The organism is Sediminibacillus dalangtanensis, assembly GCF_017792025.1.
Lineage (GTDB): Bacteria > Bacillota > Bacilli > Bacillales > Amphibacillaceae > Sediminibacillus > Sediminibacillus dalangtanensis.
The window spans coordinates 731064-756032 of the sequence record NZ_CP046956.1 but is presented as its reverse complement, the minus strand read 5'-3'; the positions used below and the strand labels follow the sequence as shown (position 1 = coordinate 756032).

The window sequence follows — 24969 nt, the reverse complement described above, 5'->3', positions numbered from 1 at the left end:
TCAATGACCATTATAGAACTGACCTCTTTCTACATCAACTAATATACCCTATTTTATACAAGGAAACAATAACCTACCGACACCATCTATCAAAATAATCGAAATATAAAATAATTATATGTAAACAGCCTTGGCACCGTTATTGCGGAGCCAAGGCTATAAGCAGACGGTTATGGAAATTCAGCGGGCATCACGAGAACTTGCTCTGCGAAGTAGATGCCTAATGAAATAGACATAAACAGTACAAGTTGTCTATGGCAGTACTGTTGTAAAAAACAACCACAAACTGAACTGCTGCAATGCATGTCCAACACTTAGCAACTGAGCCGCACCTTGCCAGGTGCTCGAATGGACAAGAAGAAGCGTTCCTTACATGCCTTGAAACGTTTACACTGGAAAAGGGGGGCGCTGGACAACGTCCTGATTAAAACGTATATTTCTTGTCTTTCAAAAAAGCTTGCAGATAGACCTGACAAAGGTTTTTCTGCAAGCTTTAGCCTTCTAATAAAAAATCATGCAATCATCGGTTCAACAAGCTGCCGACGTAACGCAGCAGTTCATTCGCCGAAGTGGAATTGTAGCCGTACTCATCGATCAGTGTGGCGACCACTTCATTGATTTTCTTGAGCTGTTGTTCATCCGGTGTCTTGCTCGATGTCGTAATTTTGACAACGTCTTTTAAATCGGCAAATAGTTTTTTCTGAATTGCTTCCCGCAAACGTTCATGTGATTGATAATTGAACTTTTTCCCTTTACGGGCATAGGCAGAAATCCGGATCAAAATCTCTTCCCGGAACGCTTTTTTGGCATTTTCAGAAATACCGATCTGTTCCTCGATCGAACGCATCAGTTTTTCATCCGGGTGCATTTCATCCCCTGTCAGCGGATCATGTAGTTTTGCTTTGTTACAGTAGGCTTCGACATTATCAAGATAGTTTTCCATCAATGTCCGTGCCGACTCTTCATACGAATAAACGAATGCCTTCTGCACTTCTTTTTTGGCGATTTCATCGTATTCTTTTCTGGCGATCGAAATAAAATTCAAATATCTTTCCTTGTCATCTTTAGAAATGGACGCGTGGCTGTCGAGACCATCCTTTAGTGAACGCAAGACATCAAGTGCATTGATCGAGGTCATTTCCTTCTTGATGATCGTCGAGGATATCCGGTTGATGACATAACGCGGATCAATCCCGCTCATTCCTTCATCTGCATATTCTTTCTTCATTTCAAGTACGTCGGCATCACTATAGCCTTCCACATTCTGACCGTCATACAGATACATTTTTTTGAGCAGACTGATGCTGCCGCGATTGGACTCTTTCAATCTGCTTAAGACCGTGAACATGGCTGCAACCCGGAGTGTATGCGGTGCGATATGGACATCTTTTATGTCGCTTTCCTTGATCATTTTTTCATAAATCCGTTCTTCTTCACTCAACCGTAAATTGTATGGAACCGGCATGACAATCATCCTGGAATGAAGCGCTTCGTTCTTTTTATTGGCAATAAATGATCGGTATTCGGATTCGTTCGTGTGAGCCACAATTAGTTCATCGGCAGAAATAAGGGCGAATCTGCCCGCCTTGAAATTTCCTTCCTGGGTGAGAGAAAGTAAGTGCCATAGGAACTTCTCATCACATTTCAGCATTTCCTGAAACTCCATGATCCCGCGATTGGCCTTGTTGAGTTCCCCATCAAACCGGTAAGCGCGCGGATCGGACTCTGAGCCGTACTCAGCAATGGTCGAAAAATCTATCGACCCGGTTAAATCTGCTATGTCCTGTGATTTCGGGTCGGAAGGACTAAAAGTACCGATTCCTGTTCGTTTATCTTCAGAAAAGAAAATCCGCTCCACCATGACATCTTCTATTCGCCCATCGTATTCCTTTTCAAGGCGCATGGTATTCAGCGGAGACAAGCTCCCCTCAATTTTCACACCATACTGTTCTTCAAAATCCGACCGTAAATGCGGGGGAATCAAATGCAATGGATCCTCATGCATCGGACAGCCCTTGATTGCATAAACAGCTCCTTCATCGGTCAACGTGTACTCCTCCAACCCCCGCTTCAACAGGGCAACCAGTGTCGATTTCCCTCCACTTACAGGTCCCATCAAAAGCAAGATCCGCTTTTTTACATCGAGTCTTCTTGCCGCTGGATGAAAATATTCCTCTACCAGACGTTCCAGCGCTTCATCCAATCCGTATAGCGCATCGGAAAAAAAACTGTATGTCTTTACTCCGTCTTCACGCTCCGTGACTCCCTTATGCTTAATCATGTTATAGACCCTTGAATGGGCAGATTGAGCTAAATAAGGCCGTTCCTTTAACAGATCCAGATAGTCCGCGAAGGTCCCTTCCCATTTCAACTTTTTCTGATCTTCTCTATGATCCTGGATTTTTTTCAATATATCCATCTCTACGCCCTCCCTGAAGAATTTAGCAAAAACTACCCAGCAGTATGTTCAGTACAGGTTTCCACTGCTCCTGTTCCTTTTTTGGTGCCCATAAGAAAAGATGGTTACTTTAATCTATGTAAACACCCTTGTGAACATGAATGATAGCAACAGGTAACCTGAGGATAAGGAAATCCTCCGTTTTCAGAAGCATGGAGGGGACCTGCCGGTTCGGAGTTCACAAGCTTCTCATAATTCGTTATAATAGAGGTAAGATACGCTACATAAACAATTACTGCCTGATGGGGCACAGAACATAAAGGAGGACGCCTTCCATGAGTATGAATATTGCATTGATTTTGGGTGTAACCATTGTATTCCTTACTTCCATTTTCACAGCCGGAAAAGATTCAAAACAAACACCAAAACGATAAGGTGTTTCCTGCTTAACTTATGTTTGCTAAGATATTCAGCCAATAGAAAGAGACCAAGAATAAATGTAAGTCCCTTCGAAGAGTGAGTGGGATCGGTTATAGCGGAAAAGTAATACAAAACAGAACGCTTTGGTTTTGATAACCAATCGTTCTGTTTTTTTATTGTCTGGTTTAGGCGAAATATCCATAATATGAAAATAGAATCGCCTGGTAAGGGACAATGAAATACTTAAATAGGGCTAAGGCGATTTACCATTACTTCTTCTTTTTTCTTTTACCGATAATGACAACCGTTGTAAATACAATGATTAGTAAAAACAATCCTTCATCCAAAAAATCCCCTCCATCATTTAATAGCGGAGCATCTGATGCGCACTGTTTCACTCGTTGAGATTTTTTTTAAAATACTTACGAAACGCAGGATGATTCTAAGATAATTAAGCGAAGAACTCCAAAATAATTACGATTTGAGCTGCTTATTAGGGGGAGCCATTTCTCTGCGGAAACGGAACCGTTATTCTTAGCGGGAATTTCTTATACGCGTTGCACACGGAAATGTAAACGGATGATTAATACAAAAACCAGCCGTCTATCCGGCTGGTTTTTTACGTTTATATTGCTTTAATGCAAACCTGGAAATCCCTGTTGCCTCAACGCTTCATATACGATGATTGCCGCGGTATTGGATAAATTCAGGGAGCGGACCATATCATTCATGTGAATTCGTAAACACTTATCCTCTTTTCCCTCAAGCAGCTCTTTCGGAATACCATTCGTTTCCCTGCCGAACACGAAAAACAAATCTTCATCCGGCTGATTGAAATCAAAGTCGGTATAATGCTTGGTGCCGAAGTTTTCAATATAGTAAAAATTCCCGTCCGGGTACGTTTGGTACAGTTCATCCAAGGAATCATAATAATGGATGGTGACATCCTTCCAATAATCCAAACCTGCTCTGCGTACCATCCTGTCGTCGGTGGAAAAACCAAGCGGTCTGATCAGATGAAGTGTCGTACCAGTAGCCAGGCAGGTACGTGAAATATTCCCCGTATTGGCGGGTATTTCTGGCTGAAATAAAACTACGTGTATTGCCACTTTTTTCACCCCAAATAGTTAGTAACCCGCTTATTATATCACAATCATCAGGAGTTACGTGTACACTGTGGGCATTGATGCAATCCTTCAAACGTCATTCACCGATCCGGAAAAATTTATACTGACAGTCTTCCGTCCAGGCCATCGAGTCCCGGTATTCCCAATAGCGATGCCGGCTGTTGTCGGTATGGGCGTTGACAAGCGGCTCGCCGTTTGTGTCCTTTGACACGACGATCGTATTATGATCCCACCGCCCATCCCCTTGAAAATCATAACAAATCACATCACCAGGAAGTAAATCACTCGCCCTTTCCACTTCTTTTCCTTTTAATCCTTGTGTCGACCCGCTCAAGTACCAGCGCAAAGAATGGGCAACAGCCCAGCTGTAACTCCAGCTGTCCGCCTGATACCACCAGCCACGCCCTTTGTCGGGCATTCCCCACATCGGTGCTCCGCCGGCATAGAGACATTGGGATACATAGCTGGTACAATCCACGGCAAATTTTTGAAACTCGGGGTTGTAATCGTTCCACCAGCGCTCTGCATATTGGACTGCAGCCCGTCTGTCATAGTCGAAGCGTTGCGAACGCGCTTCCTCTTTGCCGAATACTTCGATGACCGGAAGCGATTTTGCCGTCTTGGTAGGAAGAACCAGCTCATCACTTGCTACTCGACCCGCCTGGATGATAGCAGTATGGCGGCGCTGCTCTTCTTCATGATAAAAAGAATTCCCTTGTTTGATAAAGAATACTGCCAGTAAATCATACTCAATTCTGCATTGATCCTGTTGCTCTTGACTTTTCCGCAGTAGTTTTCCTTCCCCTCTGATTCTCGGCACCTTATTTCCGCGCTCTTCATGCAGACGTTTTTTCCGTGCAATCCAATTTTCCGGCTCCCCATCGTTTCTCTGCTCCAGAAGATGCTGCCAATACGCCGTCAATAGTTGTTTGTCATCCATGCGCGTATCCCTCCTAATTAACTTATATGAGGGAAATCACGTTCTCTGAACAAAAAAAGCCCGCTCCATCCAGTTGGACAAGCGGGAACGGTATATATGATATTTTGTAAACGGAGCACATACCAGACAAGGAGCAGTATGTTTTTGCACATCAAGCATGCTGTCTGGCAGTTTCGTTGAACTCGAGTCCTTTATCCATTTCCACTAGCACTTGTTCATCTGTTTCTCTTTGTTTGGCTGCTTCGATAGCTGCGAAAGCCTCTTCCGTACCAATTTTCCCCAATGACCAGGCCGCAGTCCCGCGGATGACTGGTCGTGGATCTTCTTTCATCAACCGGATTAGCTCGTCTACGGCACTTTCTTCCTTATAATGGCCGAGAGCGATGATCGCATTGCGTTGAATCGGTTTTTTTCCTCGCCAAGAACCGGCAATATCGCCGAATTTTTCTTTAAATTCCCGGTTGGACATGGAGAGCAGCGGCACAAGCTTCGGTTTGACAACCTCGGGGTCTGGCTCCATTTCCGGATGCAAGTGAAAATCTTTCTTGCGATTCTTTGGACAGACAAGCTGACACGTATCACAGCCATAAATCCGGTTTCCTAGTTTCCCCCTGTATTCATCCGGCAAGAAGTCCTTTGTCTGCGTCAAAAAGGCGATACACTTCTGGGCGTTCAATTGGCCGCCTTGGACCAATGCTCCTGTCGGACAAGCATCGATACACTTGGTGCATTCCCCACAGCTGTCTTCGACTGGTTCATCCGGTGTGAATGGAACATTGGTGATCATCTCTCCTAAATAAACATACGAACCGAACTCAGGAGTGATCAGGGTAGTGTTTTTTCCGCTGAACCCGATGCCGGCCCGTTCTGCAACAGCACGATCTGAGAGCTCTCCGGTATCAACCATCGATCGATAGCTAAAGCCGTAAACCTTCTCCGAAATGAACGCTGCCAGTTTCTCCAATTTATCCCGTAAAATATCATGATAATCTTTTCCCCAGGACGCACGGCAGAACAGACCGCGCCGCTCCCCTTTCTTGCTCTTCGGGGCGTCCTTCAGTCTGGAGGGATAGGCAAGGGCAATCGAAATAATCGACTGCGCCTCAGGCATCAGCTTGACAGGATTTGTACGTTCCTCGATTGAACCCTTTTCAAAGCCTGACTGATAGCCAAGATCCTGCTGTCGCTCCAACCGTGACTTTAGCTCGGTAAATACGTCCACAGAAGCAAATCTAACCTTATCGATGCCAATGGACTTGCTATAGTCTATAATCTCCTGCTTCAACTCCTCGTAGGCCATCCACATCCCCTCCTTTCCTTTTACTGAAGGGGCCAGTCCCCCGACGAGTCGGGGGACTGACCCCAAAAATCCCAAACACACTCAATCTCGATAACCAAAGCCCGCCACTTCGGCATTCTATCCATTGCGGGGACTGTCCCTCTGTGGGTTCGGGGACTGACCCCAGCTTGACCCCAGCTTAGCTGATCCCAGTTTAGCTGTTGCTGATGTCTTTGACTTTGGCGGTGCGTATGCGGTTCAGGGTGGCTGCTATTTCGAACCGGCGTGGTCTGGCCAGGTCGCCGGGATGCTGGTCCGGAAACGGTGCGAAGGATGCGAGTCCTTTTCGGTCTATTTGTGCCTCGATTGCGTCCAGCATTTCTGCCAGTGAACGGTCGTTTGCCAGCCACTTTTTCTGATCCAGATGGCGGATGATTTCGGCTATCATTCTCGTTTGCGAAGCATCAACTAACTGTTCGACATAGTGTAAATTAATATCGGTCCGCCCCATGATAATCGTCGTCAGTCCTTTTGCCTGGACTTTATGCTTTTTCCCTTGGCTGGTTTGTAAGCTGCCGGGCAAAAAACGGCGGTTCGGCAGACTTCCAAATGGTTCCCTTTCCTGACGCTGACGATTAAAAGGATACTTATCGGCAATTTCACGGGCTCTATCCGTAACATTATAAGGCTGATAGCGATCCATCATGATCACTTGATCGGCAGCATCGAAATAATCACCCGATCCGCCCATTACAAGGATTGTCGACACATTGAGCTGATCGCGCATTTGCCGTATTTTATCAATAAACGGTGTGATTGGTTCCTTTTCTTTCACGACCAGCTCCTGCATCCGTTGATCCCGGATCATAAAATTGGTCGCACTTGTATCCTCATCGATCAGAACAGAACCAGCCCCCGCCTCCAATGCTTCCACTACATTGGCAGCCTGCGATGTACTTCCGCTGGCATTTTCCGTGGAGAACCCGCTTGTATCCTCCAGGTGCGGGAGATCATTGATAAAAGGCGATATATTGACCGTGCTTACCTGCCGCCCGTCTTCGGCACGCACTTTCACCGCAGTCGGATCGGTCAACACATATTCTCGCCCGTCGCCTTTGATATGATGGTAAACCCCGCGTTCGATTGCATGAAGCAGGGTGCTTTTCCCATGGTATCCACCACCGACAATCAGGACAATCCCTTTTGAGAGCGCCATTCCTGTAAGCGGCTCTTTCCGATGAGGCACCTCGATCGATACCCTGTTTTCGTCGGTACTTTTAAATGGGACTGCCTGCTTCATCGGCCGGTTGCTGATCCCACTCTGACGTGGAAGGATTGCCCCATCTGCGACAAAAGAAATCCAGCCATTTTCCTTCATTTTTTGCCTGATTGCCTGATGTTGATCGGCTAACTGAACACTCGCTTCAATTTCTTTATCCGAAATGGAAAAAATCGATTTTTCCATAATGGCGGGAATCACTTCAAAAAACAGTTTTTCGGCTTCTCTGCCGTTAATCCTCCTGCCATTTGCCGGCAGGCCGATCGATAAGCAGATCGTGGTAAAACCAGGGTCAAGCTGAACAGCACTGCGTTCCAGAATTTCCTGACCAGGACTGTCGATGGCAATCAAGCCGCTTTTCCCGGATCCTTTACTGTACACTGTATTATCCTTGATTGCCTTGGCGACCGCTCTTGCAATTCGATCTTCGCTATATATTTTCCGCTGGCGATTCTCTTTCCAGTCGGGGTTGATCCTTCGATAAGCATCCGGCACAATCAAACGGATCTTCGAAGGAGAAGCAAACGGATCTCCTTGTACGTAATCGATGACAAGCTCATAACGATGAAAGGAATAACGTCCTTGAATCCCTTTATACCCTTTATAGCTTTTTCCATCAATTTGCTGCAGCTTTCTTTGCAGTTCTTTCATCTCTGACACCTCTTTTAAACACTGACTAATTCTAGGATACAATCTTCCATGACTTCCTATCAAGCGAGCATCTTCGGAGACATCCAGTTAATTTTAACCAAATTAAAAACGCAATGCCTCGTTGCTTTAAAAACGAAACACTGCGTTAGCTCATAAGTCCATTGGAGCGGGTGAAGGGAATCGAACCCTCATCATCAGCTTGGAAGGCTGAGGTTTTACCACTAAACTACACCCGCATATTCATTACATTGTTTTCCACGTTCTTTATTTGAATCCGCACCTGCATCTCAAATGTTCCGGCGAATTTGTTATTTCCTTGAAGTGATGTTTATCATTATAACAACCGGACTCAGGTGTTGCAATAGGTAACTATCATTTTTTGTCGAAAAAATTTACTGATCTTTTAACCAAGGATCGCAACCTGGCAAACATTGTGAAATGGACGCTATGGAAAACGGTAATGTGATTCATGCCCGACAACCATTCCATCATATAATACAAGGTTATTCTATGCTATACTCTTTTATAACTGTTAACTTTGAAAAAGGAGGACTCCTTCCATGATTTATTCGCAAGTTTTGTCCCAAACAAATTTTGTGAACGAAGACGAATTAATGTACCCGTTCCAGGAACGCGGACTTCAGTTCGGGGATGGTATATATGAAGTCATCCGTGTCTATCAGGGAAAATATTATTTAATGAACGAACATGTCGACCGGCTTTTCCGATCGGCAGAAGCAGTCAAACTGACATTGCCATTTACGAAGGAAAAGCTTTTTCAACTACTGGATAATTTGCTGAAAGTGAACCAGGTAAAAGGAGATGCCAAAGTCTATCTTCAGGCAACCCGGGGTTCGGCATTGCGCGATCATGTCTTTCCAGATGTGGAGGCCAACTTTTATGCCTACGTCCAGGAATTGCCACGACCGATCGAAAAATTGACCAACGGTGTAGCCGCAATCACCCAGCCGGATGTGCGCTGGCAAAACTGTTACATCAAAAGTCTGAACCTGCTTCCGAATGTGCTTGCTAAACAGGAGGCAAAAGAGCGAGGTGCATTTGAAGCAATCCTCCATCGTGATGAGACGGTAACAGAATGCAGTTCCTCCAATGTTTACATCGTGAAGGATGGAAAAATCCATACCCACCCGGAAACGAACAACATTCTGCACGGTTGTGTCCGTTCCAGAGTAAAGGTGCTCGCTCGACAATTGGATATCTCTATTATCGAAAAAGCGTTCTCCATTGATGACCTGCAACAAGCAGACGAAGTGTTCCTTTCGAGCAGCACGGCCGAAGTCATGCCGATTGTGGAAATCAACGGGAATAAAGTTCACTCAGGAGAACCCGGACCTGTTACGAAAAAACTGCAAAAGGCGTATGAAGAAGACGCCGGTCTGACTACATCTATATTCGCACAAGTAAGATAACGTAAGAGGTCGGGACAAAAGCAAGACCACTAAAGTACAAACCGAACGAATTCTAACTGCCAATCAAATTCGTTCGGTTTGTATTTGTATATTCTCTTTTTATCCTGTTGTTTGATGTGTGCTTCGAATCGCTACGGCAAGATACTAAGATACTACACGTTCCACGGCCACGGCTTCCATTTCCTCCGAAAGCACCAACCGCTTTCTTGCGGGATTTTCAGTTCGTGCTGTTCCCGTTGGAGTCTCCGTATCTTGCCTTCGCTACGTTTTTGTGCTCTGATTTCCACACGATAAAGACAAGATGAACCGTATTCTTCTATTGGCTGATAGGTATCTAAACAGTGACGAAAAGGAAAAATCAGCATGGGGATTCCTTTATTCTTTAAAAATAGGACAAAAGCATAAGGATAAAGAAGTACTCCTGGTTTCCACGCAGCTTCGCTTTCTATCCGTAACGGCAATAGGCAAAGCGGATATAACACCAAGAGAGAAAACTTCTCCATCAACGGAGGCAAGGTGCGTAGACTCCAGCGGGATAAGCGCGAGCTGAAGATCCACTTGGCAATGCGATATTCTTTGCCAAGTTAGCTGAAGCCGTGCCCGCGGAAAGCGAAGTACCTTGCCGGAGTGGAAAATTGCACTTTCATGAGAAGGGTAGAACGGTTTGCTTTTTGCTCATCTATAAAAACCGAACGAATTTAGGAATCGTTCGGTTTTTATTAGGTCACGATGCTTTTCTCCCAGGCTCTTTTGGTTTTCCTTCGGAACGAACCACGATTCAGCTTTCTTCTAAAAAGTGATTGATTTTTCTAAAAATAATGGTATGATTAAAAATCTGTCACCAGAAAAACAAAACAAAATTTCCCATTCATTTTTGCAGTTTTTCTTCATCATCGAACCCACAAACATCCACATCTAAGCTTTAAAACTATGGTTATCGGGAGGGATTAACCCTTGAAAAAAATCGCCATTATCGGCAGCGGCGGAGCCGGAAAATCAACTTTGGCCAGACAATTGGGCGAGATTCTCCACTTGCCCGTCTACCACTTGGATGCTTACTTTTGGAAACCAGGATGGCAGCCAATCAGTAAAAAAGAACTGCAAAAACTGCAGCAGGAAATCATTCAACAGGATGCATGGATCATTGACGGGAACTACGGATCCACCATGGAATTACGGCTGCAGGCAGCAGACACCGTGATTTTTCTCGATTATTCCACCTTGAGATGCTTGTATGGCATCGTCAAACGAAGGATTCAATACCAGGGGAAAACCCGTCCCGACATGGGAGTTGATTGCCGGGAAAAACTTGACCTCGAATTTTTTCTATGGGTTGCCAGATTCAAAAAAAGAAGAGCCCCAGCCATCAAAGACAAGCTGAGGAACACCAACGACATTACCATCTATCATTTAAAAACACCCAAGCACACCAAAAAATTGCTCAACCAGCTAAAAGCTTGATCACCTGACTTTACATAGCTACGGTTCTGTTGCTTCACAGCATGTTCGATCAAATGGTAAAGCGGGCGACTGCCTTATCCAGCTCTCTTGCATATTCCGCCAAAGTCGCGGCGCTGTCCGAAACTCCGCTGATTTCTTGTTTCTGTTCAAGAATCGAAACAGAGGCTTGCTCAAAACCACCTGAAAATTGGTTGGTGATAGCCGCAATTTTATCGACCGATTGGTTAATGTCTTTGCTGTTTAAACTCAGCTGTCTGATTGTCTGAGAGATGGTTTGGATTCCTTCGGCCATCCCTTCCATCTCTCCCCGGATATGGTTGAAACTTGTCTCCGTCTCCAATGACTGCTGTTTTCCTTCTGTGATCTGCTCATAGCCGTCCGTTAGGGAAGCGGAAACCTTCGCTGTATCCGTCTGTATTCCAGAAATCATCCTGGTGATTTCACTGATTGAAAGCTCGACCTGTGTTGCGAGCTTCCGAACTTCTTCGGCGACAACGGCAAAGCCTTTTCCGGCAGTGCCTGCCCTGGCTGCCTCAATCGAAGCATTAAGCGCAAGCAAATTGGTTTGTGCAGCAATTCCTTTGATCACTTCCACCAAATGAGAGATTTCCTTGGAGCTCTGATCCAAATTGCGCATTTTTTTAACTGCACCTTCAAAAATAGCATGGACTTCTTTCATCTGACTTGTTGTACTTTTCATCGACTCGCTTCCGGCCTGCGTGGCAGATAGAACTTGTCGGGAAGAATCAGCCAGCTCGGCTCCTTTTGCATCTACCCGATCAATATCCTGGTAAAAACTACTGACAATTCCATGGATACTCTGTGAAAAACCAGCTTGCTCCTGGGAGCTCGCCGATAATTGCTGCATGGTGGAAGCTATATTTTCACTTGCCTGCTGTACTTCGTTGGAATGACGGTGCAAAAAGTTACTTTGCCCTGAAACTTTGCGTGATGTTTGCTTTATATGGCCGACCATCTCCTTGATTCTCTGATTCATCTTGTTCACCGCTTGAGTCAGTTGGCCGATTTCATCTTCCCCTTGGTAATCGATTTCTTGGTTGGTCAGGTCGCCATCGGCAATTCGATGACTGACTTCCACGATTTGCTTCAGCCCTTGTCTAAGAGAGCGGGCAATAAGGATCGCCATGCCGGCACTAACAATACTGACAATCAGTACAACCGCTGCCATGGAAATCATGCCTGTCCGGATTCTGTTTTCTGCGATAGAGATCAATTTGTTACTGTCTGCCTGAACCTCCGCTTTAAGCTGATCAAGCAGTTCGACATTCTGATTGCGCAGCGAGGAAATTTCCAAACGTGCATCGGTATAAATCGACGTGTCTCCTCTTACTACCGACGGGACGACATTATCGACAAACAGCTTATCGATTTTCTGGTTGTTTTTTTCTATTTGCTGGAACGTCCCAGCCGCCGGGGTATCAGCTACAGCTGAAGAGACCTCTTCTATTTTTTCATTCAAACTATTGCGAAGCTGGCGGTATTCTTGCTGGTCCTCACTTCGTAAAAAGGTTATGTAATCGGCGATACGAATGTCTTTCGATCTTATCAAAGAACCTATTTCCGTCATCTGTACCGCCCGTTCTTCCTGAAGTTTTATATGGTGGATATCCTTCACCAAACTAATCAGTAAACTACCCATAATAACCGCTGCTGTAAGATAAAGGCCAATCGTCAAAAATGCCTGTAACAACAGTTTACGACTAATGGTAATGTTCTTCCATTTTCCATTTTTTAATAGGAAGCGACTTATGGCTGATCGTCTTGTTGCATGCTCTTTGTTTTTATTGCCTGTCCAAAACTTTATCCCCATTTCCCCCTACCACCTTCTTATTCTGCTTTGTCTATCTGTAGCAAATTTTAAAAGAACCTGTCGGGGAATACCATACATTCGGCAATACTTTACAAAAACTTTAAATGAGAAAACGGGAAGGGTCTTGAGCAGAGTAATTCCGGTCAAATTCGTTCGGTTTTTATTTGTATCTTCTCTTTTTATCCTGTTGTTTGATGTGTGCTTCGAATCGCTACGGCAAGATACTACGCGTTCCCGCGGAAAGCGAAGTACCTTGCCGGAGTGGAGAGTTGCACTTTTCATGGGGGTAGAACGTTTGCTTTTCTCATCAAAAAAACCGAACGAATGGCGGAATCGTTCGGTTTTCATTTTGGTTACGATGCTTTTGTCCCAAGCTCTTGCTTTCTTTATTTACGATCGTCTTCCTCTTCGAGCCGTTCCATTTCCCGGTGTGTTTGCGGGAAACCGTTGGCAACCCACTCTGATCGATACTCATGATCTAGTCCTGTCAACCCTTTTTCCGCCTCATCCTCGGGGGCGTCAGGGCTCGCGATTTCATCTTTTTTTTGGATGGTTGGATCAAGATTGGAAGAACCCTTTCCGCTTTGCATTTTTGCGTCTGCCTGATCGATCATTTGTTTTTCCTTATTCATCATTTCCATTTGCTTATCGATGACCGTTTTGGCCTTTTGCATGGTTTTGCTCGCACCTGTTTTGACTTTTTCCATCATATCATTACTGTTCACGCTGCCTTTTCCTGATTTCTCCTGATATTTCTTTACAGCCATTACTGTTCCTGCTGACACCAAAGCCGTAGATCCGGCAATCATACCCATCGTTGATTTTTTCATATGAATCCCCTCCGTTTAATTAGCCGTAATAAATAATTGTGCTAATAATCTATATCCTTTTTCAGCAAAACCTAAACGATATCATGATAGATTGCCGCTTAGACAGGCAACGGAGCCGTTGTATTGCATAAATTAACAAAGGATATAGAAAGGGGCAGATAACATGGATAAAGAATGTAAAATTAATGTAGGAAAGTATAGGATGAATGTCCGTCTCTTCAATCAAGGAAATGGGCGGGATGTCGTTGTTTTGATCCATGGAATCCCGACAAATTCCCACTTATGGGACTATGTAATACCTTACCTAAAGAAAAACTATACGGTAGTAGCAGTAGACATGATCGGATACGGAAAATCAGATCGGGGACCCAGCGAAGATTTGACCTTACCGAAACAAAGCCAATATATTCTTAAAGCAATGGATCAGCTTCAAATCGAAAAAGCTCATTTTATCGGTCACGATCTTGGCGGAGGAATTGTGCAAATTATTGCAGTCCATCATCCCGAACGGATGAAAAGCATGGTCGTTATTGATGGCGTTACGTATGCCAACTGGCCGTTGCCTATCGTGGAATCAATCAGATATCCAACTGCGGAAGAATTCGTTCCGTCACCGTTGTTCATTGAACGAATGCTGCGGGAAGGGGTTTATTTTCCTTCCATGTTGACGCCTGGCCTGCTGAAAAAATTCACAACTCCATTTCATACCCCATCAGGACCAGAGGAACTCCAACAAGCCTCCTTCGCCCTGAACCATCATCAAACAGAAGACCTTGTTCACTTTCTACCAAAAATCAACAAACCCGTTACCCTGCTATGGGGACAGCACGACCGATTCCTTGTCCCATACTGGGGAAGGGTCCTTCATCAGACCATTCCCGGGTCTTCCTTTACGATCATACCAAATGCCAGCCATTATTCCATGATTGACCAACCAACACTTGTGGCAACCGCCTTTTTGGAGCATTTGGAAATAAGCTAAGCAAACCGTAACTGTTGGGCCACGCCAGAATTTTTATTCCATAAAAATACACCGCAGCCTCTGGGAGTTGCGGTGTATTTTTGCGGTTACTGCATTTGTCCGGATTGAAACTGATTCGGCTGGCTGGCCATTTGATTGGGCATCGGCTGAAAAGAAGTGGCCATGCTGGAAGTTTGCTGGGAGTTAAATTGAGCTGGTTGATAGTGGCCTTTTTGATTCATCCAGCTCCACATCTCATATGCCATTTCCTGGCACAAATTAGCGCCATTTACATGGTAACTTCGCAGCTGTGGGTCCACACATTCGTTTGCCCACTGCATCCCCATCATGGCTCCTGCCTTATGAGCATTGAGCGCTAATGTCGCCATCGTCTGATCTGATAACGACTGTGTATTCGCTGTCGGTGCCGATGTATTGTTCTGCTGCATGCCCGGTGTTGCATTGACTGCTTGGAAGTTCGGATATTGGTGGGCAAGTTGAACATTCTTGCCTTGCATCAAATTGACACCCTGCTGGTAGGCCGTTATCATTTGCTGCTGATGTCTGGTCAGCATGCCCTTTAGCTGCTGATCGTTACATTGATTGGCAAAGAAACCGTGTTGCTCGATTTCTGCCGCTTTGGTTCTTAGTGCTTCCTGCGTCTCTAAAAGCTCGTGAGCTGGTGCGTTCATTGAGAAGTCCCTCCAGTAAGTATAGTTGGATTTTATCCAGTCCCTATTGTTTTCCAAATGAAAACATTCCATACACGATTACCCAGACTGCACACATCAATTGCCCTCAAACTACCTTTTCCACGGACAAAAGCGCAAGCGCCTGTTTAAAGGAGTACAGGCTAAAGCCGCCACGTCCTGTGGCAACGCCTGCATGACCCACATCGTTTGGGCCTCCGACAAGCTTAAGACCTCGAGGGGGTAGGCGCTGGAGCTGGACGTGGCTGGTTCAGCCAATAATGATCCACAGACAGTTAAATTTATCATTTCCTATACACTAAAAAAAGCTTGCAGAGGATTTTCTCTACAAGCTATCACTTATATTCTTTCACCGACTCGCGGTAAATAATTGTATATGGCACAATGATCCGCTTCGGAGAGATTGTTTTATCGACCGTCCGTTCAATCAATGCCCTTGCTGACTGCGCGCCCAACTCGTAAATATTGATGTCGACCGTTGTCAGCGCCGGCCTGGTTATCTCCGACAAATAGGCATTGTTGAAGCTTACCAGTGAAATATCACCCGGCACTTGGACACCTGACTCCTCCAAGGTACTCAGTACCCCAAGGCTCATTAAATCATCGGTCACAACAATTCCGGTTGGCCGGATAGGAAGCGAAAGCAACTGTTCGACCGCTTCCTTTCCACCCGATTTCAAAAACTCCGTATGGATAACATAGTCTTCCTGGTGCGGCAAGTCTGCATCTGTCAACGCCGCCAGATAGCCGGATTCCCGGTCCCTTGTAACGAAAAGGTCCTTGGAACCCCCGATGAAAGCGATTTTCTTATGGCCCCTTGCAATAAGATGATTGGTGATTTGTTTTCCCGCCAAAAAATTGTCATTGTCGACATGGGTGATTTCTTCCAGCCTGGCAAAGGGCTTGCCGATCATGACATACGGAAAATCACACTCCTCGAGAAACGCCACGACCGGATCTCCCACACGTGAATACAACAAAATCAGCCCATCGACATAACTGCCATACACCATCCGCTGTACTTCTTCCAGAATTTCTTGTTCTGTCTCCCCACTGGAAAGGGTCAACGAATACTGTCGTTCATGAATGACAGAACCGATCCCGCGAAGAACCTCGGGAAAAAAAGGGTTCTGCAATGCTTTATTAGCAGACGACGGCATGATGGCACCGATTGCTTTAGTCGACTTAGCCACCAGGTTACGTGCATGGATATTGGTATGATACCCGAGCCGTTCCATTGCTTCCCGTACTTTTTGCTTTGTATCCGGACTGATCCGCGGATTGTCCGCAATTACGCGGGACACTGTAGAGGGTGATACACCTGTTTCCTTTGCTACATCCTTTATTGTCACCATCTGCCAAGTCCACCCTCTACTTTTTTATTATTCGTTCATTCTGTCAACGACAGGTAACTGTTCCCGTTTTCTTTTTCTCCATTCAGTATAACATCCTGGCCGTCCTTTCGACCAATTACATGGATATCGATTTGCTGATATGCCGGTACATAATCGCCTCGACGATCAACGATATCTACCTTGACAGCATCTTCGGTCGACACGACTTCCAATTCCAGCTCCAAATAGCTTCCATGTTGATAAGCAAAGGTTTCGCCATCATCATCATAGTACGTAAAACGGTAACAGTCGCCCTGGTCACCAGCATAAATATCCATCCGCACCCGTTTCCATGACTTATCCTCGTTGGAAGTCCAATCAGTCTGCATTACCGTCGTCCCTTTTTTAATAAACAACGGCAAGTCTTCCAGTTCGGCGTGAATCAAATAGGTGTTTTTTCCTTGATACGCCTTTCCGCTGGACGCCTCGATCCATTCCCCTTCCGGAAGGTAAACGGCACGGTCCACAACGGCAGGTGCCAGGATTGGAGCGACAATCACATTATCGCCGATCATGAATTGATCATTTAGATTGTACGTTTTTTCATCATCCGGGAATTCCATGAACAACGGCCGCATCACCGGCAATCCACAACTGCTGGCTTTGGCAAACAGCGAATACAGCTGAGGCATCCAGCGGTACCGCATTTCGATATATTCCTTGATCACCGTTTCATACTTTTCCCCAAAACGCCATGGCTCCTGGTGCACAAAGCCGATGGCCGAATGGTTCCGGAAAAACGGCGTAAACGCTCCTACCTGTGTCCAACGGGTCAAAAGCTCGCCATTGGAATGATGGGCAAATCCTCCGACGTCCGGTCCGGTGAACGCGATGCCTGAAAGCCCGAGATTCATGACCATCGGCAGCGCCATTTGCAGATGCTCCCAAAAGCTGCGGTTATCTCCCGTCCATACAGCCGCATAACGCTGGATACCTGCAAAACCGGCTCTGGTCAGCAGGAATGGACGCTTTCCGTCAAGCTGTCTTTTCAACGCTTCATAGGTCGCTTTTCCCATCAACATTCCATACAGGTTATGGAGCTCCCGATGGGTAGCAGGACTTCCATCGTTCCGGTGCATGACCTGTACATCCATCGTTTTCGTTTCATTGAAAACAGCCGGTTCATTCATATCATTCCAGATACCCTCGACACCAAGCTCTGTGTAAAAACGATGCTTTTCCCCCCACCATTTCCGTGCCTTTTCATCGGTAAAGTCGGGAAATGCACTAGTTCCCGGCCAGACATCCCCGAAGTAAATATCCCCTTCGAGGTACTTGCAAAACAAATCACTCGCTACACCTTCTTGGTAAGTCGGGTATTCCGGGTCTTTTTTTACTCCGGGATCTACAATTGGTACGACCCGGATTCCCATTTCATGCAAATCCTGCACTAGTTTTTCCGGTTTCGGAAAACGCTCCTCATCAAAAGTGAAAACACGGTATCCGTTCATATAATGGATATCTAGATGCAACACATCGAGTGGGATATCCCGGTCGATAAAATGTTGAGCAACTTCCCGCACTTCTTCTTCCGTCTGATAACTGTAACGCGACTGATGGTAACCGATCGCCCATTTCGGCGGCAGAGGCATTCTTCCTGTCAGGTATGTGTATTGCTCCAATACTTGCTTGGGGTCGGGACCAGCCATCACATAATAATCAAGCTGTCCCCCTTCCGCGCGATAAGCATAACGATCTGTGAACGTACGCATATCAAACCAGGAACGGTAGGTGTTATCGAAAAAAATGCCGTGCGCCTTTCCGTCTCTAAGGGTCATGAAGTACGGAATCGATTCGTAGAGCGGATCCGTCTCCGGATTATGCGGGGCATAAACATCCGTATTCCACATCTCATACATTTCACCGCGTTTATCGAGAAAACCGGCTTTCTCCCCAAATCCGTAAAAGTGGTCCTTCTCCTGCATCTGTTTAAAGACAGCTACTTCACCGCTTTCCTGCCAAGCCATCCCGTGTTCCGCTTCGGATACCAATTCCCTTCCTCTTCTGTCAAAAATGCGGATTCGGAAAGGAGACTTCGTAATAGACAAATGCAGGTCCGTTGTTTTCAGTTCATACAATTCCGCCGTGTCATTCTCTTCTACTTGGACCTGCTTCGCTTCTGCCACTACGGAACGCGTTTTGTCCCATATTGGTTCTCCCTTCGGATTCATCACGATACGTACAATCGATTCTGTATAAAAACGGATGGCGACCCGTCCGTTCTCACAGACAAATTGATACGAACCATTCTCCTTCTTGTGATCTTTAACGCTGCCGATATCTCGGTAGACAGCTGCCTCACTCTGCTGTTCGGCTCCTGGATGAATCGCAAAACTACTATCTTCTAACATATCGTCCCTCCTGTTCTTCAAGCTGTAGGTATATCATTTATTGTAACGTTTTCATAAGAGATTCAAAGTAAAAGGCATGCCGGCATCATCCTTTGGTTCCGCCTGCCGTCAAACCGGAAATCAAGTACCGTTGTAAATAGAGATAGATAGCAGCGATGGGCACCGCCACCAGGATGGATCCGGCTGCAAATCTAGTAAAATTGTTGGCAAATTGATCATTGATAAAGTTGTAGAGACCGACCGCCAGTGTATAATTGTCTGCACTCGATAGCACAATCGATGGAAGCAGAAAATCGAACAACGGCATCATGAAATTGAACAAGGCAACTACCGCCAGAATCGGCTTGGCCAACGGCAGCATAATGCTCCAAAACACCCGTAAATGACCAGCGCCGTCAATTCGAGCTGCTTGATCCAATTCCCTCGGAATCGTATCAAAGTACCCCTTAACCAGCCAGGCATTGAACGGAATTTGGCCTCCCAGGTAAATCAATATCAGCCCTGTCAGCGTATCGAGGAGTCCGATCATGTTCAGGAAAATATACAATGCGACCATCGCCATCATGACTGGAAACATTTGCAGCAGTAAAAAGATGTACAAACCATTTTTTCTGCCGACAAATTGATAACGGGAAAAGGCATAAGCTACGAGCGAGGTAAAAATAACGCTGCCGACAGCAGTAGCCCCGGAAACGACCAGGGAGTTCTTGTACCAGATCAGGTAGTCACTCTCTGAACTGAACAGCCATTTATAATGATCCAAAGAAAAGTTTTCTGGAATGATAGAGGATGAGTAAAGGCTGTTTCCCTGGTTAAAAGAGATACCGACTGTCCATACCAATGGATAAAAAATCACCACAGCAACAACCAACAATACCAGGTACATGGCAGTGACTTCGATTCTCGATTTTTTCTTCTGGTTCATCAAATTTCACCCTCTTCCTTAAAGGATCGCGTCTTTCTGAACTGATAAAAGGCAAAACAGGAAACGATGCCCCCCATGATAATGGAAATGACCGCGGCCATACTGTAATTATTGGTGTCGAAGGTCAATTTATAAACCCATGAAATCAGAATGTCAGTCCCACCGGCATTTTGTCCTCTCACAGGAGGTCCACCTTCATTGAACAAATAAATGATATTGAAATTATTGAAGTTTTGCGCATATTGCATAATCAGCAAAGGAGCAGTCGCAAACAGGACATGCGGCAGCGTAATATGACGGAATTTTTGCAGTCTGGAACCACCGTCCACATCTGCCGCTTCGTACCAGTCCTTTGAAATGCTTTGCAGAACTCCGGTAAACAAGGCGAAGATAAATGGAAATCCCAGCCATGTCTGAATCAGGATGATAGCAGTCCGGGCATAGAATGGATCACTCAACCAAGGCAGACCACCGCCGCCTATTAACGGGATGATGATGTCTCTATTGATGGCACCGAAGTCATCATTAAACATGGCCGAGAAAATCAAAATCGTTACGAAGGCAGGTACTGCCCAAGGCAAAATCAGAACGGTCCGAATTAATTTTTTGAATCTAATGCGCGGATCATTCACGATCAAGGCGAGAAACAAACCCAACGCGATTTGCAATGTAGTGGCTACGATCGTCCAGACGATGGTCCAGGAAAACACACTAACAAAGGTATCCTGCCAAAGCGGAACGGTGACCAAATTGACGAAATTGTCGAAGCCTACCCAGTCGACCAAATTGCGGGGTGGCGAATTATAAAGGTTATAGTTGGTAAACGCCAGCAGCACCGAGAATAACAAAGGAAAGATGACGACAAATATCATCAGCAACAGGCCAGGAAAAGTCATCAAGTAAGGAAAAGCGTACTCATAAAAGGCGCTGATAGCATCCCGGAACGATGAAGGCTTCCACCCATTCTGTATCTTGCGTGCCTGGTTTCTGGCGTCAAAGACATTGGCAATGTACAACGCAAGAACAAAAAACACGCCAATTAAAGAAAGCACCCCAAACACCAACAACCGAATGGAATGGTCCGTTCCCGGAATTGTACCAAGTGTACGGAGCCCCCACAGACCATAATTAATCCACTGCAGCATGGTCGTCAAAAAGGCTGCTTCGATGACGATAAAACAAATCCCTTTTACATAGCGACGGTTGTACAACTGTCCGAAACCGGCAAACAATATCGATAGAAACATCGCTATGGCCGGACTGTGCTTCTTTTTCTGTCTACTGCCAGCTTCTTTGTTGCCTTCTTGCTGGTAATCAGGCAAAGTCATTGGATTCACCCCTTTAATGTAAGGTTTTTTCATAAAGATAATGGGAAGATATCCTTCCCATTATCCGCTATACTTATTGTCCGGAAGCTTCTATATTCGCCTCGATTTGTTCAACCGCTTCATCCAGCACAGGCTGGATATCCTCACCATCTGCCAAAAATTGCAGAGCATTGTTCATCGGCTCCCAAACCTGAGACATCTGCGGAGTACTTGGCATCGGCACACCATGTTGGATTTGTTCTGCAAATGCGGCATGAATCGGATCTTCTATCGCTTCCAGGGCTTTCGTGTTCGGCGGCAGCTCGCCTGCTATTTCATAGTAATGCTGTAAGTTTTCCTGATTCGTTAAAAACAACGCCAGGTCGGTTGCCCAGTCTTTGTTTTCCGAGTAGTAGGAAACCATCCAGGATTTTACGCCGACCAGCGTTTCTCCCGGCTCCCCGTTTATTGTAGGAAACGGAGCAAAAGCAAGACTGTCACCAAGCGCTTCTCTGTAACCTGGGATTGCCCACGGACCGTTAATAACCGCACCAACCTTGCCTTCCGTAAACAATCCGTCTATCACGTCGGAGGTAGTGGAAGCAGGGATTTTTCCCTGGCCGAAGAACGATTGATAAAGCGCTCCGCCTTCCACAGCTCCCTCATTATTCAGGCCGATATCGGATGTGTCGTATTCACCATTATCCCCACCAAAAATATAGGCACCGTAGTTTTTGAAGAACGGATAAGTGAAGTATAGATCATTCGGCTTCATCAAAAACCCATACTGTTCTTGATCCGGATTGGTATGCTCACTGATCGCAGTCTGTAAATCTTCTATTGTCTCCGGAGCTTCCGGGATGATATCCGTGTTGTAAAAAATGCCATACGTTTCAAAGACCATCGGGACTCCATACCAATCGGTTTGCCCGTCATAATTGTAAGAGACTGCTTCCATCGCAGCTTCGCTGTAACCGTTGATCTCTTCATCCGACAATTGGAGCGGTTCTGCAAGTCCTTGTGCAACGATATTTCCTATACGGTCATGCGGTTGGAAAAATAAATCTGGACCTTTCCCTTCCGGTCCGGCAAGCGCCAGTTCCTGCTCCTGGTCCAGCATCGATTTCGCCACCACATTGACTTTGATTCCTTCCTGTTCTTCATAATCTGCTGCTATGTCTTCGATTGCTTCCAACTGCGCCTCTTCGTCATTTGCCCAAATCGTCAGCTCTTCCGGTTTTTCAGCTGTTTCTTGTCCAGAATCCTCTCCCCCTGCCGGCTCTTCACGCTCCGGCGCACAAGCCGCCAGCAAGAAACAAAAGCTCAGCATCATGATAAGTTGGACCCACATTCCTCGTTTTTTGTCCATTTTCTTCTCCCCTTTTCTTTTGCGCAAACGTTTGCACTAAATTAACTACATTCTACACCGCTCCATTCATTTGTGCAACCGTTTTCACAAATTTTTTCGAACATGGGGACTGACCCCAAAAAAAACACAAAGGGTGGGGTTGACGAAATAAAGCGCTTTCTGTATATTGATAACAATTAATGGACAATAATCTGAGGGCAATGCCTGGCACCGGCCACAACCCCGTTTTCCAACTGGAAAACGGGGTTTTTTATATGGATGCCAACAGCTCTTGCTCTCCCTGGAGGGTTTAACCATGTTAAAAGAAGCTGTTTATCACCGGCCGAAGGATAACTTCGCCTACATGTATGATCAAGAGACACTGCACATCCTGCTTCAAACGAAAAAAGATGATGTCAAAAGCGTCTCCCTAATTTTTGGGGACCCATATGACTGGAAGGAGAAAAAATGGCAAGCAGACAGCAAACTGATGAGAAGATCCGGCTCCACTGATTTGCATGACTACTGGTTTGCTGAGATCAAACCGCCCTTTCGCCGGCTCCGTTACGGTTTCCGCTGTGAGTCTGAGGAAGAAGTCTGTTATTACACAGAGGGGGGGTTTTTCGACTCCATGCCAAATGATATCGCCAATTACTTTTGCTTTCCTTACCTGCATGCCGTCGATGTATTTTCCCCACCATCCTGGGTGAAGGACACGGTCTGGTATCAAATTTTTCCGGAACGCTTCGCGAATGGAGACGCAACGCTCGATCCGCCGGACACACTGGCATGGGGAAGTGCTAAACCGACACCGGAAAACTTCTTCGGTGGTGACTTCCAAGGGGTGATAGATCATCTCGATTACCTGGAGGAACTTGGGATCAACGGTATCTATTTCACCCCTATCTTCACCGCCTATTCGAATCATAAATACGATACGATCGATTACAGGCAGATCGATCCGCAATTTGGCGACAAAAAAGTATTCCGCCGGCTGGTCGATGCCTGTCACAAGCGCGGCATCCGGGTAATGCTCGATGCAGTTTTCAATCATAGCGGCTATTATTTCCCGCCGTTCCAGGATGTCCTCACCCATCAGGAAAAGTCGCGGTATAAAGACTGGTTCCACCTTTGGGAGTTTCCGGTCACATCGGAAAAGCACCCAAATTACGACACGTTCGGCTTTGTCGGTTCCATGCCGAAACTGAACACAAACAACCAGGAAGTAAAAGAGTATTTACTCCGGACAGCTCAGTACTGGGTGGAGGAATTCGATATCGACGGCTGGCGGCTCGACGTGGCCAACGAAGTCGACCATAGCTTCTGGAGAGAGTTTCGTCAGGCTGTGAAAAGCATCAAGCCCGATGTGTATATCCTTGGGGAAATTTGGCATGATTCGATGCCTTGGCTGAGGGGAGACCAGTTCGATGCAGTGATGAATTACCCGTTTACCAATCAGGCAATCGATTTTTTCGCCGAACAGAAGATTACTGCTACTGCGTTCGCAGAAGCAATTACGAAGGTCCTGCATATGTATCCGGCGAACGTCAACGAAACAGCCTTCAACCTGCTCGACAGCCATGATACACCGCGGATAGCAACACTTGCAGGCGGCGATAAAAATAAAATTAGATTGCTTTATTTGTTCCAATTGTCCTTTATTGGCACGCCTTGTCTTTATTATGGGGATGAAATCGGCATGACCGGGGGGCAAGATCCGGGCTGTCGCGCCTGCATGGAGTGGGATGAAAATAAACAGGATTTGGCGCTGCTCGCCTTTGTCAGATCTCTGATCGGGATTCGAAAAAACGAACCGCTTTTCGGCAATCATGCGGACTTCCGCTTTCTCGAAACCCCTAATGAAAATTGCCTGGTTTATGAAAAGTCCGGCAAAACCGGCCGGCTGCTATTCTTCCTTAACAATAGCTCCAATCCTGTACTGCTGCCGACTGGCAATTTCGGGAACCAATCCACTTCGCGGGAATGGCATCTTTCAGCTGAAGACGGTCTAAAAAAACAGTCAGCAAAAGTACCCGACGAACTGGAATTGCCGCCATATGGCTTTCGCATTTTCGAGCATTAAATAGCCTGACTTAACCAACCGGTAGCGGAGACAGATTAAAAACGCCAATTTTTTTCCGCAGTGACGATTGAACACTTTTCCTCCTGCGAAAGTAAGTACACTGCACCCAAGTAGTACAAGGACAGAAATCACTTTAAAAAACGAAGCCGGGACAAAAGCATGTCCACAAAATTCGGTTCTATTCATCTTGTCTTGAAACTCAGACTGCGAAAACGAAGCGAAGGCAAGATACGGAGACTCCAAC

General features: G+C 45.9%; 17 protein-coding genes and 1 tRNA gene. 4 read left to right on the top strand and 14 right to left on the bottom strand.

Features of this window, described 5'->3' with window-relative positions:
* Positions 1-520 precede the first annotated feature (520 nt).
* The 6 genes from prkA to ERJ70_RS03875 all read right to left on the bottom strand — a co-directional run bounded on the left by prkA (position 521) and on the right by ERJ70_RS03875 (position 8330).
* Positions 521-2419, bottom strand: coding sequence for a PrkA family serine protein kinase (prkA, locus tag ERJ70_RS03900; protein WP_209367300.1), 1899 nt, complete (start codon positions 2417-2419; stop codon positions 521-523).
* A gap of 1034 nt (positions 2420-3453) precedes the next feature.
* Entirely contained in the window at positions 3454-3927 is a 474-nt protein-coding gene (trmL, locus tag ERJ70_RS03895) for a tRNA (uridine(34)/cytosine(34)/5-carboxymethylaminomethyluridine(34)-2'-O)-methyltransferase TrmL (protein WP_209367299.1), read from the bottom strand.
* Positions 3928-4021: 94 nt separating this feature from the next.
* A complete protein-coding gene (locus ERJ70_RS03890) occupies positions 4022-4885 on the bottom strand; it encodes an amidase domain-containing protein (protein ID WP_209367298.1) in 864 nt (287 codons plus the stop codon).
* A gap of 151 nt (positions 4886-5036) precedes the next feature.
* Positions 5037-6185 (bottom strand): tRNA epoxyqueuosine(34) reductase QueG, encoded by a 1149-nt coding sequence (gene queG, locus ERJ70_RS03885; protein WP_209367297.1) that lies wholly within the window; start codon positions 6183-6185, stop codon positions 5037-5039.
* A gap of 193 nt (positions 6186-6378) precedes the next feature.
* A complete protein-coding gene (locus ERJ70_RS03880) occupies positions 6379-8094 on the bottom strand; it encodes an ABC-ATPase domain-containing protein (RefSeq protein ID WP_209367296.1) in 1716 nt (571 codons plus the stop codon).
* A gap of 162 nt (positions 8095-8256) precedes the next feature.
* Positions 8257-8330 (bottom strand) — tRNA-Gly (locus tag ERJ70_RS03875).
* 324 nt (positions 8331-8654) lie between these two features.
* Between ERJ70_RS03875 and dat the strand changes: the two genes are divergently transcribed.
* Both dat and ERJ70_RS03865 read left to right on the top strand, forming a co-directional pair.
* The gene (dat, locus tag ERJ70_RS03870; RefSeq protein WP_209367295.1) at positions 8655-9524 is read left to right on the top strand and encodes a D-amino-acid transaminase; all 870 of its coding nucleotides are present in this window, start codon (positions 8655-8657) and stop codon (positions 9522-9524) included.
* Between the two features lie 954 nt (positions 9525-10478).
* Entirely contained in the window at positions 10479-10985 is a 507-nt protein-coding gene (locus tag ERJ70_RS03865; RefSeq protein WP_209367294.1) for a DNA topology modulation protein, read from the top strand.
* 49 nt (positions 10986-11034) lie between these two features.
* Here ERJ70_RS03865 and ERJ70_RS03860 read toward each other — a convergent pair whose 3' ends face one another.
* A complete protein-coding gene (locus tag ERJ70_RS03860) occupies positions 11035-12816 on the bottom strand; it encodes a methyl-accepting chemotaxis protein (RefSeq protein WP_209367293.1) in 1782 nt (593 codons plus the stop codon).
* Positions 12817-13202: 386 nt separating this feature from the next.
* Positions 13203-13646 carry a hypothetical protein gene (locus tag ERJ70_RS03855; protein ID WP_209367292.1) on the bottom strand — a complete coding sequence of 148 codons (444 nt, stop codon included), beginning with the start codon at positions 13644-13646 and terminating at the stop codon, positions 13203-13205.
* Between the two features lie 163 nt (positions 13647-13809).
* Here ERJ70_RS03855 and ERJ70_RS03850 point away from each other — a divergent pair, with 163 nt between their 5' ends.
* Positions 13810-14628, top strand: coding sequence for an alpha/beta fold hydrolase (locus ERJ70_RS03850; RefSeq protein WP_209367291.1), 819 nt, complete (start codon positions 13810-13812; stop codon positions 14626-14628).
* Between the two features lie 86 nt (positions 14629-14714).
* Here the strand turns inward: ERJ70_RS03850 and ERJ70_RS03845 are convergent, their stop codons facing one another.
* The 6 genes from ERJ70_RS03845 to ERJ70_RS03820 form a co-directional block, all read right to left on the bottom strand.
* Positions 14715-15299: a spore coat protein gene (locus ERJ70_RS03845; RefSeq protein ID WP_209367289.1), complete on the bottom strand. Its 585-nt coding sequence runs from the start codon at positions 15297-15299 to the stop codon at positions 14715-14717.
* A 353-nt stretch (positions 15300-15652) separates the two neighbouring features.
* Complete coding sequence (locus tag ERJ70_RS03840) at positions 15653-16672, bottom strand: LacI family DNA-binding transcriptional regulator (RefSeq protein WP_209367288.1); 1020 nt, start codon at positions 16670-16672, stop codon at positions 15653-15655.
* A 35-nt stretch (positions 16673-16707) separates the two neighbouring features.
* Positions 16708-19062, bottom strand: a complete 2355-nt coding sequence (locus tag ERJ70_RS03835; RefSeq protein ID WP_209367286.1) for a glycoside hydrolase family 31 protein — start codon at positions 19060-19062, stop codon at positions 16708-16710.
* An 85-nt stretch (positions 19063-19147) separates the two neighbouring features.
* Positions 19148-19987: a sugar ABC transporter permease gene (locus ERJ70_RS03830; protein ID WP_209367285.1), complete on the bottom strand. Its 840-nt coding sequence runs from the start codon at positions 19985-19987 to the stop codon at positions 19148-19150.
* A complete protein-coding gene (locus ERJ70_RS03825; RefSeq protein ID WP_209367284.1) occupies positions 19987-21315 on the bottom strand; it encodes a carbohydrate ABC transporter permease in 1329 nt (442 codons plus the stop codon). Before ERJ70_RS03825 ends, ERJ70_RS03830 begins: the two co-directional genes overlap by 1 nt.
* A 73-nt stretch (positions 21316-21388) precedes the next feature.
* A complete protein-coding gene (locus ERJ70_RS03820; RefSeq protein ID WP_209367283.1) occupies positions 21389-22663 on the bottom strand; it encodes a sugar ABC transporter substrate-binding protein in 1275 nt (424 codons plus the stop codon).
* A 295-nt stretch (positions 22664-22958) separates the two neighbouring features.
* Here ERJ70_RS03820 and ERJ70_RS03815 point away from each other — a divergent pair, with 295 nt between their 5' ends.
* On the top strand, positions 22959-24725 hold the full coding sequence (locus ERJ70_RS03815) for an alpha-glycosidase (protein WP_209367281.1): 1767 nt from the start codon (positions 22959-22961) through the stop codon (positions 24723-24725).
* Positions 24726-24969: the final 244 nt, after the last annotated feature.

What these genes read in the sequence shown, in the direction of transcription:
- ERJ70_RS03830 (WP_209367285.1), bottom strand. Translation starts at nt 19,987, where the DNA reads ATGAACCAGAAGAAAAAATCGAGAATCGAAGTCACTGCCATGTACCTG.
- ERJ70_RS03825 (WP_209367284.1), bottom strand. Translation starts at nt 21,315, where the DNA reads ATGACTTTGCCTGATTACCAGCAAGAAGGCAACAAAGAAGCTGGCAGT.
- ERJ70_RS03890 (WP_209367298.1), bottom strand. Translation starts at nt 4,885, where the DNA reads ATGGATGACAAACAACTATTGACGGCGTATTGGCAGCATCTTCTGGAG.
- ERJ70_RS03855 (WP_209367292.1), bottom strand. Translation starts at nt 13,646, where the DNA reads ATGAAAAAATCAACGATGGGTATGATTGCCGGATCTACGGCTTTGGTG.
- dat (WP_209367295.1), top strand. Translation starts at nt 8,655, where the DNA reads ATGATTTATTCGCAAGTTTTGTCCCAAACAAATTTTGTGAACGAAGAC.
- ERJ70_RS03845 (WP_209367289.1), bottom strand. Translation starts at nt 15,299, where the DNA reads ATGAACGCACCAGCTCACGAGCTTTTAGAGACGCAGGAAGCACTAAGA.
- ERJ70_RS03820 (WP_209367283.1), bottom strand. Translation starts at nt 22,663, where the DNA reads ATGGACAAAAAACGAGGAATGTGGGTCCAACTTATCATGATGCTGAGC.
- queG (WP_209367297.1), bottom strand. Translation starts at nt 6,185, where the DNA reads ATGGCCTACGAGGAGTTGAAGCAGGAGATTATAGACTATAGCAAGTCC.
- ERJ70_RS03880 (WP_209367296.1), bottom strand. Translation starts at nt 8,094, where the DNA reads ATGAAAGAACTGCAAAGAAAGCTGCAGCAAATTGATGGAAAAAGCTAT.
- ERJ70_RS03815 (WP_209367281.1), top strand. Translation starts at nt 22,959, where the DNA reads ATGTTAAAAGAAGCTGTTTATCACCGGCCGAAGGATAACTTCGCCTAC.
- ERJ70_RS03850 (WP_209367291.1), top strand. Translation starts at nt 13,810, where the DNA reads ATGGATAAAGAATGTAAAATTAATGTAGGAAAGTATAGGATGAATGTC.
- ERJ70_RS03860 (WP_209367293.1), bottom strand. Translation starts at nt 12,816, where the DNA reads ATGGGGATAAAGTTTTGGACAGGCAATAAAAACAAAGAGCATGCAACA.
- ERJ70_RS03840 (WP_209367288.1), bottom strand. Translation starts at nt 16,672, where the DNA reads ATGGTGACAATAAAGGATGTAGCAAAGGAAACAGGTGTATCACCCTCT.
- prkA (WP_209367300.1), bottom strand. Translation starts at nt 2,419, where the DNA reads ATGGATATATTGAAAAAAATCCAGGATCATAGAGAAGATCAGAAAAAG.
- ERJ70_RS03835 (WP_209367286.1), bottom strand. Translation starts at nt 19,062, where the DNA reads ATGTTAGAAGATAGTAGTTTTGCGATTCATCCAGGAGCCGAACAGCAG.